Genomic DNA, 14,174 nt, shown 5'->3' with positions numbered 1-14,174 from the left:
TTTATCCGGAGCAATCGCCCCGGCGCCGCTACAATGGCGCGGATGGATGTTTCCCACCTGATCGATTCGCTCAACGATGCGCAGCGCGAAGCCGTCTGCGCCCCGCCCGGCCACTATCTCGTGCTGGCCGGCGCCGGCTCCGGCAAGACCCGCGTGCTCACCCACCGCGTCGGCTGGCTCACCGAAGTCGAGCGCGCGCCGCCGTGGGCGATCCTCGCCGTCACCTTCACCAACAAGGCCGCCGGCGAGATGCGCGCGCGGCTCGGCGCCTTGATCCCCAACAGCACGCAGGGCCTCACCGTGGGCACCTTCCACGGCATCGCCCATCGCCTGCTGCGCCGGCACTGGGCCGAGGCCGGCCTGCCGGAGGGTTTCCAGATCCTCGACTCGGACGACCAGCAGCGACTGGTCAAGCGCGTGGTCGCCGGACTGGGCCTGGATGACGCGAAGTTCCCGCCGCGCCAGGCCACCTGGCAGATCAACAGCTGGAAGGACGAGGGCAAGCGGCCGCAGAACATCGAGCACCACGACCACCCGGTCACCCGTACCTTCGTGCAGATCTACCAGGCCTATGAGGACGCCTGCCGCCGCGCCGGCCTGGTCGACTTCGCCGAGCTGCTGCTGCGCGCCCACGAGCTGTGGCTGAAGAACCCGGCCGTGCTGGAGCACTACCAGCACCGCTGGCGCTACCTGCTGATCGACGAGTTCCAGGACACCAACACGCTGCAGTACGCCTGGATCCGCGTGCTCGCCGGCGCCACCGGCCAGGTCTTCGTGGTCGGCGACGACGACCAGGCGATCTACGGCTGGCGCGGCGCCAAAGTGGAGAACGTGCAGCAGTTCCTGAAGGACTTCCCCGGCGCGCGCACCATCAAGCTGGAGCAGAACTACCGCTCCACCGCCACCATCCTCAAGGCCGCCAACGCGGTGATCGCCCGCAACGGCGGCCGCCTTGGCAAGCAGCTGTGGACCGACGGCGGCGACGGCGAGCGCATCGCGCTGTACGCCGCCTACAACGAGCAGGACGAGGCGCGCTTCGTGGTCGAGCGCATCCGCGAGTACATCGACGAACACGGCGACGCCAGGGACTGCGCGATCCTCTACCGCTCCAATGCGCAGTCGCGCAACTTCGAGGAACAGCTGTCCCAGCGCAACATTCCCTACCGCGTCTACGGCGGGCTGCGCTTCTTCGAGCGCGCGGAAATCAAGGACGCGCTGGCCTACCTGCGGCTCACCGCCAACCGCCACGACGACGCCGCCTTCGAGCGCGCCGTGAACACCCCGCCGCGCGGCATCGGCGACCGCACGCTGGACGTGCTGCGCCGGCGCGCGCGCGGCAGCAACACCTCGATGTGGGAAGCCGCGCTGGGCGAGCTGTCCGGCGCCAGCGAGCTGGCCGGCCGCGCGAAGAACGCGGTGAAGGCCTTCCTCACCCTGATCGAGCAGATGGCGCGTGACTTCAACCCCGCCTTGTCGGGCTCCCTCTCCCCCGGCGATGCCGAGGGAGAGGGTCGGGGTGAGGGGGCAGGCTCTCGCGATGATCAAGAGCCCCCCTCACCCTACCCTCTCCCCCAAGCAAGCTTGGGGGAGAGGAATGAAAAGAGCCTCACCCTGGCCGAGCAGATGGACCACGCCATCAGCCACACCGGCCTGCGCGACTTCTACGAGAAGGACAGCCGCGGCAACGCCGAGTCGCGCACCGAGAACCTGGACGAGCTGGTCAACGTCGCCAGCCGCTTCGAGCCGACCGCCGAAGACGTCGACGCCGGCCTCACCGAACTGGCCGCCTTCCTCTCGCACGCTGCACTGGAAGCCGGCGAGGGCCAGGGCGAGGCCTGGGACGACTGCGTGCAGCTGATGACGCTGCACTCGGCCAAGGGCCTGGAATTCCCGGTGGTGTTCCTGGTCGGCATGGAGGAAGGTCTGTTCCCCAGCCAGCGTTCGGTCGAGGACGAGGGCCGGCTGGAAGAGGAACGCCGCCTCGCCTACGTCGGCATCACCCGCGCGCGGCAGAAGCTGTTCCTCACCCATGCCGAATCGCGCCGCATGCACGGCACCGAGATGCTGGCGCGGCCCTCGCGCTTCCTCGCCGAGATGCCGGCCGAACTGATCGACGAGGTGCGTCCGCGCGTGCAGGTGAGCCGCCCGCTGTACGGCGGCGCATCCCGCTACGGCGCCGGCGCCTCGCTGGAGGAACCGCTGCCGGTGAAGCTGGGCCAGCGCGTCAGCCACCCCACCTTCGGCGAGGGCGTGGTGCTCAGCGCCGAGGGTGCCGGCGCGCACGCGCGGCTGCAGGTGAATTTCGCCGACGCCGGCAGCAAGTGGCTTGTGGCGGCCTACGCCAACCTCACCCCGCTCTGAGGACGGCCTAACCCGTCCCCGGGAACTCGTCGCGCCCGCGTTGTCCAAGGCTCCGTTTCCCCGGAGCCACCGACCGGAGCGCGAACCATGCGCCGCGACGATCCCGCCAGCCGCCTGCTGGACTACGACCTGTGCGTGCACATCTTCACCGCCTCGGCGGGCATGGTCGGCGTGTGCCTGACGGTCATCGGCATCATCCGCGTGGTGATCTCGCTGCGGAAGGCGGACCTGTTCGTCGACGACCTGCTGGCCGGCGACGCGATCCTCTACCTCGCCGCCTGCCTGCTCGCCTACTGGGCGCTGCGCACGCGCCACCACAAGCGCAACCACCGGGTCGAGCGCACCGCCGACGTGGTGTTCCTGGTCGCCCTCACCCTTACCGCGGTCAGTGCCGGCCTGATCACCTGGGCGATCTCGGTGCGCTGAGGGCAACGCCGAACCCCGGAGCCGGGTCCCCGCCCGCCACTGGGCGAGCGCCCTGGCGTCGCGCTAGCCTCGCATCACCTTCGCAAGCCTGACGAGCACATGGACGTCCCCTGGTATCTCCAGCACCTCGAGCTGCCCGCCGATGCCGACCAGCGCGCGATCAAGCAGGCCTATGCCAGGCAGCTCAAGCGGCTCGATCCGGCCACCGACATCGAGGGCTTCACGCGCCCGCGCCAGGCCTACGAGGCGGCGCTGCGCGCGCTCGACGGGGCGCCGGTGGCGGCACCCGCGACGCCGTCCCACCCACCGACCAGCACATCCGCATCCGCATCCGCGTCCGGCGCATCCGCCGCACCGCTGAACCCGGTCGTCACCGAGGCCCGGCAAGCCCTGGCAAGGCTGCAGCAGGCCTTGTCATCCGGCACCCCGCCGACCGCGGCGCTGACCGGCGTACTTGCCGCGGTCCGCCAGGGCCACCTGCAGCTTCCGGCCATCTTCGAGTGCCTGCTGATCGATGCCCTCGCCTCCGGCGCGCTGGATGCACCGCTGGAGGTGTTCAACACGGCACGCGAGGCCTTCGACTGGATGGACGTGACCCGTCTGGCCCAGCTCGGCCCGCGCGGCCAGTGGCTGCAGCAGGTGATGCACGAGCAGCGCCACTGGGAACAGGCCACCACACCGTGCCAGGGCGCCGGCTGGTTCGAACGCCTGATCCGCGGCGACCGCTCGCCGCCGGATCCCGACATGGCGGCGCAATGGCCGTTTGTCCTGCAGGCGCTGCGCCTGTTCCCCAACCTGATCCCACTGCGCGCGGGCCGGCCGATGCTGGAGGCGTGGCAACAGGCATTCGCCGCGTTGCCGGAGCTTCAACGGGGACTGGCCGAGGGGCGGGCGAGTGCCGGATTCGCGCCGGCTTCGCCGGCCGCGTACCGGCGCACCCGGCCCCGGCAAAGGTCCCGCCAGGGTGCCCCTTTTGGCGCACTCGCGGTAGGCATCTTCTTTGCGCTGCGCATGCTGCTCGATCTGGTGGGCAGTCATTCGTCACCCACGGCGTCGATCTGGACTCCGCCCCCTCAGCAGGTCAGCGAGCAGACCGCCGGCGCGCCCCGACCCGTGTCGTTGCTGGTCTCCGCACCACCGGCAACGGTCGACGGACCGGACTGCCAGCGCGTCGAATCCCGCGTGCACCGACAGGGCTGGACGCCGCCGGCGTCCGACGACGAAAAGCGTCGACTCGGACACTACATCCGCCAGTGCGTGCAATTGGGCTACTGGCCGCACTGGCGCATAGCCGATCCCCGGCTGGCCAGCCTCGGCGTGGTGCTCTAGCGGACCCGCTCGCGAAGCGCGTGCCCTACTCGCGCAGACGCGGCATGCCGTGCTCGTTGCGGTCCTCGATAGCGATCGGGCGGGTGTCGATCGCACCCAGCGATGCCGTCGGCACGTTCAGCACCGAGTCGCCGCGGGTCAGCGCCAGTGCGTTGCGGTAGCAGCGCTGTGCCATCACCGCGTCGCCCTGGCCGGTCCACACCTCGGCCAGCGCTTCCCATGCCCCGGCACTGGGGGCGAGCGCGATGGAACGCTCCAGGTGCTTGCGTGCCTGGCCCCACAGCTTGAGCTTCACGCACAGCCGGCCCATCGCCAGCAGCAGACCGGCATCGTTGGGATGCGCGTCCAGCCAGCCTTCGGCGCGACGCAGGCGCGCCTCCAGATCCTCGTCACCCAGCGCACCCCACACCTGCACCAGCGAGGACGACCACTCGCGGCGCAGCGCCGAGTCCAGCTCGTCCATCGCCGGCAGGATCATGCCCAGCGCCGCGGCGCGGCGGGCATAGGCCTCGATCACCGCCGGCGTCCGCCGCTGGTTCTTCGGCAGCTGCGACCACAGCTGGTTGAGCGCCGCGGCATCCGGCGCGGCGGCCACGCTGGCAACCAGCACCTGGGTCTCCAGCGCCTGGTAGCTGCGGGTGCCGAGTGCGGAACTCTTCTGCAAGGGAGCCAGTGCGGCGCGGGCACGACGGGTATCGCCGGCGGCCAGCGCAGCGAGCGCGAGCTCGCGCCAGCCACCTGGGGTCAGCTTGCCGTTGTCGGCCTCCGGCGCCAGCAGGGCGACCGCCTCGGCCGGCTTGCCCTCACGGCGCAGCAGCGAGGCACGCAGCACGCGCGCGGCCGGCGGGACGTCCTGTGCGGCCTGATCGAGGAATTCGCGGGCGCGCGTGGTCTCGCCGCGGCGGGCGGCGGCTTCGGCGGCGGCGAGCAGCGCCGGGCCGCGCAGCGCATCAAGCCGCGAGGCGCGGGCCAGGTCGCGCTCGGCGTCGCCGTGACGGCCTTCGGCCAGCGCCACCAGGCCATCGGCCAACCGGCGCCGACTGACCCGGCGATGCCGGCGGGTGAATGCGCCCAGCGGCCAGCGCCCGAGCTGCCACAGCGCGCCCAGCGCGGCCCACAGCAGCAGCAGGATGACGACCGCCGCCAGCACGGTGGTTTCGGCATACCAGCCGCGGATGCGCACCAGCACGTAGCCGGGGTCTTCGGCGACCCAGTGCCAGCCGAACGCCGCCAGTGCGGCGATCAGCACCAGCAGGAGAATCCAGCGCCACAGCTTCACGGACGTGCTCCGTTCGCGGCGGGCTTGGTCGGGGCGGCGCCAGCCGCCGGCTTGAGCGCGTGCACGGCACGCAGATTGCGCAGCTCGGTGAGCGCCTCACCCAGTTCCACCGGCGTGCCGGGCGCGGCGTCCCTGATGAGGCCGGCCAACGTGTCGCGCACCGTCTTCACCGTCGCATCGGCGGCGTCGAACTGGCCAGCCAGGCCGGTGTCGGCCCGCTTCAGGGCGGCGCGATAGGCTGTGCCATCGTGCGCGAGCAGCGCGGCCTCGGCCTGGGCCAGGTCCAGCGCCACCAGCTCACGCGAGAGACGCGCATCCGCCACGGCCATCGGCGCGCCATTGTCGCGACCGATCCGCACCACGCTGGACAATGCCTGCCCGATCCGCGCCCACGCGCCACTGCTCGATGAAGATGCCGGTGCGTCCAGCGGACGCAGCGGCAGGCTGCCGATCTGGCCGCGCAACTGCTGCAGCTTCGCCAGCGCGGCGCTGTCGTGGCTGGCAGCGGCACGATCGAGCGCCTCGTGCTCGGCGGCCACGCTCTGGCGCAGGCCGTAGAAAGCACTGTCGTCCACGCCGGACAGCGCTTGATCGGCCAACCCGTAGGCGGCGGCCGCGCCCGCGGCGTCGTGGAACAGCTCGTAGCGTTCCTTGCCCATGCGCAGCAGCGACTCGGTCTCGTCCAGCAGCATCGCGTCGTGGCTGGACAGGCTCTTTTCCGACAGCTTGGCCACCGCGTCCTCGAGGTTGCGCAGGCGCTCGTTCTGGCCCAGTACCTCCTCGCGCAGGCCACGGTTGACGTCGTCGGCGTCGCGCAGCCGCGCGCTGAGCGAGCGGCGATCGTCATCCAGCGCCTTCAGGCTGGTTTCCAGCGTGGCGACGCGGGTATCGAGCTGGGCCACGGTACCGGCCGCAGCGGCATCGCCGCGGGCCCGCTGCCACTGCTGCCAGCCGACGTAGGCCGTGCCGGCGATGGCCAGCAGGGCGAGCAGGAGCGCCAGGGCAAGCGCGCTGCCGCCGCCCTTCGGCTCGGACGGACGCGACGCGACGGGGCGCGAGGAAGCGGGGGCGACCTTGGCGGTCTCGTTCGGAGCGGCATCGTTGTTCATGCGCGCATGCTAGCAGCGGCGGCCCACCGGGCCGTATCAAGGCAGCGTGAAGTCCCCGCCGGCGGCCGCCAGCAGGTCGGTGGCGCCGGCCGAGCGGGCCAGCGCCATGCGGGAAAATCCGGCCTTGCGGGCGGCCTCGGCCAGCCGCTCGCTGCTGACCACGGCCACCGCCCGCTGCAGGACCGCCCAGGCCTCCGGCGGCAGCGAACGGGCGAGGTTGTGCAACGCCTCGGCGCTGGACAGCAGCAGCCGGGCGTCGGCCGGCAGGGCGTGCACGGCCGCGATGTGGCGACGGTCCAGCCGCGGCGCGCCGCGCGTGTAGACGTGCACCTCGTCCAGCCGCGCACCGCGCGCCAGCAGCGTTTCGCGCAGCAGCCCGCGTCCGCCGGCCGCGCCGACCAGCGCCACGGGCCGGCCGGTCAGCGACTGCAGCCCCGGCAGCGCCAGCACGCCCTCGCTGTCCTGCCGGGCCGGCGATTGCGGGTCGGTCACGCCGGCCCGCCGCAGCGCGCGTGCAGTGCCCTGGCCCACGCCGATCGCCGCGCAGTCGGCCGGGATCGGTGCCAGTGCCGCCGCAAAGCGCACCGCGGCCGGACTGGTGAAGACCACCGCCGTCGCCCGCAGCGCCCGGACCAGCCCCGCCCGCGTCGCCTCATCGTCGATCGCATGCAGCGACAGGCCCGGCAGCAGCAGCGGCCGGCCGCCCTGCGCACGCACCCGTCGCGCCAGGCTGGCACCGGTGCCGGCCGGACGGGTGATCACCACCACGCGACCATGCAGCGACGGGACAGGCGATCGGGACATGGCGATGGGTTCCTCGCGTTCGGGGGAGGTCGGCGACGATGCGCGGCAGGGTCGCAGTCTAGCGTTGCCGCCACTTACACTGGCCTGCCCCGCCCGGCGCGCCGGGCTGCTGTCCTCCCTGCACCACGAGATATCGATGTCGACTTCCTCCCCCGTGCCCTCCCGCGCCCGCGACGCCACCGCCGAGGCGCTGGTGCAATTCATCCGCGACGAGATCCCGCTGGCCCGCGCGATGGACCTGCATCTGGACACCCACACCCCGGATCGCCTCAGCCTGGCCGTGCCGCTGGCGCCCAACGTCAACGACAAGGGCTGCGCCTTCGGCGGCAGCCTGGTCAGCCTGATGACGCTGGCCGGCTGGGCCCTGGTGGAACTGGCGCTGCGCGAACGCGGGGAGGATTGCGACGTGTTCGTCGGCGAGTCCACCGTGCGCTATCTGGCACCGGTGTGGACGGATTTCCGCGCTGATGCCGTGCTGGCGCCGGCGTCGGACTGGGCCACCTTCTTCGCCACCTTGACCGCTCGGGGGCGCGCCCGCATCGAGGTGAGCTGCGCCGTCCCCGGCGAGGACGGCGAGCCCGCCGCCACGCTGGCCGCGCGCTTCGTCGCTAAGCGCCGCGCAAGTTCCTGAGCCGTTCGCGGGCTTGCCCGCACGGCGTCATCCGGCACAATGGCCGACGCCCTCCCCGCGAAGAGAACGCGCCATGCGTCGTATCGCCCGCATCACCGCCGTCGCCGCCCTGTTGCTGGTCGCCGGCTGCGCCACCGACCAGCGCAACCAGACGCTGACCGCCACCCTCAACGCCTACGCCAGCACCGTCCGCTGGGGCAACCTGGCCAACGCCGAGCAGTTCGTCGACCCGGCGATCCGCAACCAGCACCCGCTCACCCCGATCGAGCTGTCCCGGATCACCCAGTACCGGGTCAGCGACTACGACGACGGCTCGGGCCCGGTCGCCACCGGCGAGAACGAGGTCAAACAGGTGGTGCACATCGGCATCGTCAACGTGCACACCCAGGTCGAACGCACCCTCGTCGACCACCAGACCTGGAAATACGACCCGCAGGCCAAGCACTGGTGGCTGACTACCGGCCTGCCCGACCTGGATCCCGGGCAGTGATGCCGCAGGGGCGGCGCCACCGCTTGCCCCTATAATCGCGTTCCTTTCCGCATGCCCAGGCGACCCCAGCGGTCGCACCAATCGAGTCCCGATGAACGATTTCCTGCACAAGCTGCCCGCCTTCGTGGGCAACCACCTCGCGCTCTCGGCGCTGTTCGTTGTCCTGCTGCTGGCGCTGATCGTCACCCAGCTGATGACCCTGCTGCGCAAGTTCAAGGAGCTGACGCCGGCCGGCCTTACCCTGCTGATGAACCGCGAAAACCCGCTGCTGGTGGACATCTCCCCGCGCGACAGCTTCGAGAAGGGCCACATCCCGGGTGCCAAGCACGTGCTGATGAGCCAGTTCGACCCGGAGAGCAAGGACCTGGCCAAGGCCAGGGACCTGCCGGTGGTCGTCATCTGCCGCTCTGGCCAGACCGCCCAGGGCGCCGCCCAGCGCCTGGTGAAGGCCGGCTTCCAGAAGGTCTTCTACCTCGGCGGCGGCATGGGCGCGTGGACCCAGGCGCAGCTGCCGGTGGTGAAAGGAAAGTAACCCCACCTTCACTACCTAAAAGAGGGCGATCCGGCACACGCCGACCGAAGCCGCAGACCCGCCGAGGCCATCGCGCCGCGGCGGGTTTCTTTTTGCCCCCAGCCAGTCCGGGCAGGTCAATCTTTTTGCCGGATCAGGCGACTGCGTCTCAGCACGCCGATTCATGGAATCTGCGCCAGACGGGAAAGGTGCAAACCGTAGCCGAACAAACCTCCAAACCACGGATGGAACGCTGGAATCCTTGCTCGCTGGGGGGAGCTTCCGCCTCCGTCCCGGTGTGGCAGCGTGGGCCGGACACGCTACGCGATCACCGGCAAAGGATCAGCCGGGTCGCCCCCCGGTCTTGCGCAGCGGCCCCTCCTGGCCTCTGGGGCGACGCGAGACGATAGACTGCCGAGCGGACGGCAACGAACAAACCGAGGGTCACTCATGCTGGACATGCTGGCCATAAGCGCCAATCTCGAGCTTGGCGAGGATGGCATCTGGTATGGCAAGCACGAAGCCAGCGTGAGTTACCCGAGTGATGGCAACGAACTCTGCTTCGCGGTGGAAGACCAGTCGTTCTGGTTCAGGCACAGGAACAACTGCATCCTGTCCATGGCGCGTTTGTATCCGCCAGCGAATCGAGGGGCGATCTTCGACATTGGCGGGGGCAATGGCTGCGTATCGGCCGCACTCGCCGCCGCCGGCTTCGAGGTCGCGCTGGTCGAACCCGGACGAGCCGGAGCCGCCAACGCAAAGCGCCGCGGGTTGGAGACCGTGATCTGCGCCACCACCGACTCGGCGCAACTGACCCCGAACTCCCTTCCGGCGGTCGGTCTGTTCGATGTGGTCGAGCACATCGAGGACGACCTGGCATTCCTCCGGTCGATCAGGGCGCTGATGATGGAGCAGGGGCGGCTCTACATCACGGTGCCGGCCTATTCGTTCCTCTGGTCGCAGGACGACGTCGCGGCGGGGCACTACCGGAGATACACACGCGAGGGCATCCGCCGGGTCCTCGAACGCGCCGGCTTCGAGGTGGAATTCTCCTCCTACATCTTCCGCTTCCTGCCGCTTCCGATCGCGCTGCTCCGAGCATTTCCCTATCGCCTGGGATGGTCGTCGAAGGAGAAGGCCGCGGAGGCGTCGGCCCGTGAGCATGCAACGCGCGGCGGCGCCGTGGCCCGCCTGCTGGACCGGGTGCTGGAGAGCGAAATCAGCCGCCTGGCCCGCGGCAAGACCATGCGCTTTGGCGGCAGCTGCCTGCTTGTGGCAAAGCCGGCCTGACGATCACGCAAGGCGATTGAAGCGAGCCTGCATTTGGCGCCGGTCGTCACATGGCTCATGACCCTGCTGCGCAAGTTCAAGGAGCTGACGCCGGCCGGCCTCACCGACGTCCACACGCTGGCTGCGTTTGCCAGCTGGCTGGCGTGCTTGGGTGCGAAGCCACCGGTATCGACCGATGGCTCTGCCCGATCCACAGCACGCGCAAACTCTACTCCACGCTGCGCGTCGGCCGCGAAGCGCTCGTCGGACGCTGGCCGATGGAGCCCCTATCAAGTTGGCTCGATCGCCTGCGATCACTGCCTCCGCAGGTGCTCGATCAGATGGCGCTATCAGCATGAAACGTGGGGAAACCTAAGACCCTGGCACCACTCAATCCGACATTGGAGCAATCAGGAGAAAAATATTTTTCGAACCACGGGAATGGCCGATGCAAATATCAATACTACAATTGAAAAATTGCACAGAAGTACGCTCACGCTTCCCATCAAACCCCGCCTGAGCAAATACTTCCTAAACAGAGCAACCAAGATCCCAAGTACTACCGGGCAGGCACTCAATAGAAGAACGAAATCCGCGTTTCCGTCCCATGCAACTTGCACCCATGTAAGAGCAACCAATGACAAGAAAAATAAAAACGCGGACCTCACCAGGAAAACCATTGATTCAGCCATTAGCCAATCTCAGCAGACGAAAATTATACGATTGTCGGAACGACGCCCCGGCGGAACTTCTACTGCGGCTGAGCGACACAGTGCGAATGACCATCAAGAAATGTACATGCAACTATCCAACCATAGCCAGACTTCACAGTTGGTTTATTGATGGGAATACCTAGACGATTTAGATTTTCAATCTAGTTAAAACCATCCAGCATGCCGTATACATTGCCGGGGAAGACATATTTTTGTGCCGAAGCAGCTGGCATCCCGGGAGCCGCAGCCTCATTCTCAGGAATCGGATTTCCAGAAGAATCTTTGGACGATCCCGGCATATAGATCCAGCCACCGCTTACGGAATCCCAGTGAAAATCCGACTGACTAAGATCCTGAAACTGCACGGTCACAGTAATCGTAATGGGGCTAGAAATGATCTTTCCTATACCCGCGTAATTCAAAACTCGAACTATCGCAAGCTGCAAACTATTGGGAATGTTCTTGAAACCGCTTATGGCAATCCCATTGATATTGGAGGCAACTTGATCCCTATATACTGGCGTAGAAACCACATCGAAAGCGTCAATATTTCCATCCCCAGAAACCTGGTTACTCTGGGCTCCAGGCTTTGCCAGCTCGATGTACCTTGCTCGATCCGCACCCACGCTGGACTTGTTTAGCGAAATATTCGCAACGACCCTTACGTATGATCCTCCAGCAGCCACATACAAGGCCCTGTAGGCAGAAAATGCGTTTGCCTCGCTGCTCGTCGAAGAGTCCAGCTCCGCATATTTATTTACTTTTAGGCTTGCACCGACGCCACCAACAGATCTTGGCTGAGGCGCATAATAAATGCGAAACGCCTGTAGATCATCACCTTGAAGATTGCCTACCAAAATCCTGCCAACCCCGTTTGCCAAGGCCGCATTATTCATTTGACATGAATTGCATCCATTGTAATTTATATATGAGGCAGCCTCAGCTTAACCGCCTATCAAAACCAGGGCTAAGACACAAAAGAGTGCCGCAGTTGTGCGTCCTTTCACACAATTTCTCCGAATATTTCCAAAGGCCTTCCAAGGCAATCGTCACGTTACATCCCAACCCTGAGAGCATCAAGTAAGAATTTTTCCCAAAGGATTGTCGTCCTTGGAGCAAAAAGGCGGACTCAGGCCCGCCCCTAGCTAGATCACCCTCGCCACCGGATCCCCGCCCTTCCCGCCAGAATCTGCGCCAGCACGTCCGGCGCGTATTCGAACGAGTCGTAGTAGAGCCGGTCTTCCGGCAGGCCGGCGTCGACGAAGCGGTGGCGGGCGCTGTCGATCATGGCGGGCGGGCCGCTCATGCAGAGGTCGTGGGCGGAGAGGTCCGGGTGGTCGGCGAGCACGGCTTCGTGCACCAGACCGGTGCGGGCGGGGGCTTAATTACCTCCGCACCCCATTAGCGGAAAATGCGATCAGCTCCTAGCGCCCGAGATATTTCTCCAGGAAAATAATGGCGAAGAAGACCATTAACACGAAAATATACCTTCGAAAGGTGCCGCGAGCACCAATGAGTAAATAGACCCTGCTTATAATCGATTCAACAAGCTGATTCATGAGAAGACTCCGTCTTTTCGAATCTGCAATGACACATGATGGCACTCCGCCTCACCCCTTCTGTCGAGTCGACATAAGGGGACGGAGGCAATTAACCAAGCCACTTGATGATTGCTCACGCTACCCCTGCGCCCGGATCCCCGCCCGTCCCGCCAGGATCTGCGCCAGCACGTCCGGCGCGTATTCGAACGAGTCGTAATAGAGCCGATCTTCCGGCAGGCCGGCGTCGACGAAGCGGTGGCGGGCGCTGTCGATCATGGCGGGCGGGCCGCTCATGTAGAGGTCGTGGGCGGAGAGATCCGGATGGTCGGCGAGCACGGCCTCGTGCACCAGGCCCGTGCGGACGGTGGCCTCGTCGGCTTCGGACAGCACCGGGATGAAGACCAGGTCGTGCGCGTCGCGTTGCCACTGCTCGGCGAGCTCGCGCAGGTACAGGTCGCCGCGCTGGCGCGCGCCCCAGTAGACGCGGATGGCGCGACGGGTGCCCAGCGCGAGGAAGTGCTCCACCACCGCCTTGACCGGCGCGAAGCCGGTGCCGCCGGCCATGAAGATCATCGGCCGCTCGGAATCCTCGCGCGGCACGAAGGTGCCCAGTGGGCCCTCGATGCGCAGCGTGTCGCCCACCTGCGCCCGGTCGCTGACCCACGAGGTGAAGCCGCCGCCGGCGACATGGCGCACATGCAGTTCCAGGCTGCCGTCGGGCGCGGGCATGTTGGCGATGGAGAACGGGCGACGCTTGCCCTCCTCCAGCAGCACGTCGAGGTACTGCCCGGCCAGGTGGCGCAGCGGGCGCTCGCCGGGGGCTGGCTCCAGCCGCAGGCCAGTCACCTCCGGCGCCAGCCGGCGCTTGTCGACGATGCGCACCTCGAGCGCGCGGCGGGCGATGTCCTCCACCGAGGTGACTTCTCGCGCGGCGATCAGCAGGTCGCTGGTCGCCACCGCCTGGCACAGCAGCACGGCGCGGTGCGCGCGCTCGCCGGCGTCCAGCGCCAGCGGCGGATGGCGCGGATAGTCCACCTGGCCCTCGATGAGAGTCGCCTTGCAGCTGCCGCACACGCCGGAACGACAGGAATACGGCAAGGCGATGCCGGCGCGCTGCGCGGCTTCGAGCACGGTTTCCCCCGGCTGCGCCGCGAAGCGGTGGCCGGTGGCCTGGAGGGTGATGGTGAACACTTGCGAGATTGTCGCCGCGACGGGTGTCAGCCGACAATGCGGGTTCGTCATACGGGGTTCAAGCATGGGTATCTGGAAGCAGGACATCAGCGTCGACACCATCAACGACTGGTCGAAGCACACGCTGATGGAGGCGCTGGGCATCCGCATCACCGAGCGCGGCGAGGATTTCCTGCGCGGCACGATGCCGGTGGATGCGCGCACCCACCAGCCCTACGGCCTGCTGCACGGCGGCGCCTCGGTGGCGCTGGCCGAGACGCTGGGGTCCACCGCGGCGATGCTCACGCTGGACCCGACGCAGGAACTCACCGTGGGCCTGGACATCAACGCCAACCACGTGCGCGGCGTGCGCAGCGGCACCGTCACCGGCACCGCGCGGCCGCTGCACATCGGCCGCACCACCCAGGTGTGGGAGATCCGCATCGAGAACGAGGACGGCTCGCTGGTGTGCATCTCGCGCCTGACCATGGCGGTGGTGCCGGCCCGCGTGATCGGCAACAAGGGCTGAGCCGCCCGCCCC

13 protein-coding genes and 2 pseudogenes are annotated in these 14,174 nt (G+C 67.7%); 9 read left to right on the top strand and 6 right to left on the bottom strand.

The annotated features are described in order from the left end of the window. Positions 1-42 precede the first annotated feature (42 nt). The 3 genes from NC595_RS03710 (at position 43) to NC595_RS03700 (ending at position 4,116) form a co-directional block, all read left to right on the top strand. On the top strand, positions 43-2,361 hold the full coding sequence (locus NC595_RS03710) for a DNA helicase II (protein ID WP_253564916.1): 2,319 nt from the start codon (positions 43-45) through the stop codon (positions 2,359-2,361). Between the two features lie 87 nt (positions 2,362-2,448). Next, entirely contained in the window at positions 2,449-2,787 is a 339-nt protein-coding gene (locus NC595_RS03705) for a hypothetical protein (RefSeq protein ID WP_063673806.1), read from the top strand. A 99-nt stretch (positions 2,788-2,886) separates the two neighbouring features. Further along, complete coding sequence (locus tag NC595_RS03700) at positions 2,887-4,116, top strand: hypothetical protein (RefSeq protein WP_253564915.1); 1,230 nt, start codon at positions 2,887-2,889, stop codon at positions 4,114-4,116. 25 nt (positions 4,117-4,141) lie between these two features. Here the strand turns inward: NC595_RS03700 and NC595_RS03695 are convergent, their stop codons facing one another. From NC595_RS03695 to NC595_RS03685, 3 genes are read right to left on the bottom strand one after another with little or no spacing between them, the layout of a single operon-like run. Continuing rightward, positions 4,142-5,395 carry a heme biosynthesis protein HemY gene (locus NC595_RS03695; RefSeq protein ID WP_253564914.1) on the bottom strand — a complete coding sequence of 418 codons (1,254 nt, stop codon included), beginning with the start codon at positions 5,393-5,395 and terminating at the stop codon, positions 4,142-4,144. Beyond that, the gene (locus tag NC595_RS03690) at positions 5,392-6,504 is read right to left on the bottom strand and encodes a uroporphyrinogen-III C-methyltransferase (protein WP_253564913.1); all 1,113 of its coding nucleotides are present in this window, start codon (positions 6,502-6,504) and stop codon (positions 5,392-5,394) included. Before NC595_RS03690 ends, NC595_RS03695 begins: the two co-directional genes overlap by 4 nt. A gap of 36 nt (positions 6,505-6,540) precedes the next feature. After that, complete coding sequence (locus tag NC595_RS03685; RefSeq protein WP_253564912.1) at positions 6,541-7,308, bottom strand: uroporphyrinogen-III synthase; 768 nt, start codon at positions 7,306-7,308, stop codon at positions 6,541-6,543. Positions 7,309-7,444: 136 nt separating this feature from the next. On the opposite strand from NC595_RS03685, the gene NC595_RS03680 reads away from it, so the two are divergent. From NC595_RS03680 to NC595_RS03660, 5 genes and pseudogenes are all read left to right on the top strand, one after another. Further along, entirely contained in the window at positions 7,445-7,939 is a 495-nt protein-coding gene (locus NC595_RS03680) for a YiiD C-terminal domain-containing protein (protein WP_253564911.1), read from the top strand. A 73-nt stretch (positions 7,940-8,012) separates the two neighbouring features. Beyond that, positions 8,013-8,429, top strand: coding sequence for a hypothetical protein (locus NC595_RS03675; protein WP_253564910.1), 417 nt, complete (start codon positions 8,013-8,015; stop codon positions 8,427-8,429). Positions 8,430-8,520: 91 nt separating this feature from the next. After that, the gene (locus NC595_RS03670) at positions 8,521-8,961 is read left to right on the top strand and encodes a rhodanese-like domain-containing protein (protein WP_253564909.1); all 441 of its coding nucleotides are present in this window, start codon (positions 8,521-8,523) and stop codon (positions 8,959-8,961) included. A 429-nt stretch (positions 8,962-9,390) separates the two neighbouring features. Beyond that, positions 9,391-10,230, top strand: coding sequence for a class I SAM-dependent methyltransferase (locus NC595_RS03665; RefSeq protein WP_253564908.1), 840 nt, complete (start codon positions 9,391-9,393; stop codon positions 10,228-10,230). A gap of 108 nt (positions 10,231-10,338) precedes the next feature. Next, positions 10,339-10,568, top strand: a pseudogene (locus NC595_RS03660) (IS4 family transposase); the annotation flags it as partial. Positions 10,569-11,083: 515 nt separating this feature from the next. On the opposite strand, the gene NC595_RS03655 reads toward NC595_RS03660, so the two are convergent. From NC595_RS03655 to NC595_RS03645, 3 genes and pseudogenes are all read right to left on the bottom strand, one after another. Then, positions 11,084-11,818: a hypothetical protein gene (locus tag NC595_RS03655; protein ID WP_253564907.1), complete on the bottom strand. Its 735-nt coding sequence runs from the start codon at positions 11,816-11,818 to the stop codon at positions 11,084-11,086. Between the two features lie 254 nt (positions 11,819-12,072). After that, a pseudogene (locus NC595_RS03650) lies at positions 12,073-12,294 on the bottom strand (NAD(P)H-flavin reductase); the annotation flags it as partial. Positions 12,295-12,601: 307 nt separating this feature from the next. Continuing rightward, positions 12,602-13,654 (bottom strand): 2Fe-2S iron-sulfur cluster-binding protein, encoded by a 1,053-nt coding sequence (locus NC595_RS03645; RefSeq protein WP_253564906.1) that lies wholly within the window; start codon positions 13,652-13,654, stop codon positions 12,602-12,604. Between the two features lie 64 nt (positions 13,655-13,718). Between NC595_RS03645 and NC595_RS03640 the strand changes: the two genes are divergently transcribed. Continuing rightward, entirely contained in the window at positions 13,719-14,162 is a 444-nt protein-coding gene (locus NC595_RS03640; RefSeq protein ID WP_017463074.1) for a hotdog fold thioesterase, read from the top strand. Positions 14,163-14,174: the final 12 nt, after the last annotated feature.

The sequence above is a fragment of the Dyella lutea genome, assembly GCF_024158035.1.
Classification (GTDB): domain Bacteria; phylum Pseudomonadota; class Gammaproteobacteria; order Xanthomonadales; family Rhodanobacteraceae; genus Dyella_A; species Dyella_A lutea.
This window is presented reverse-complemented; position numbering and strand designations above follow the sequence as displayed.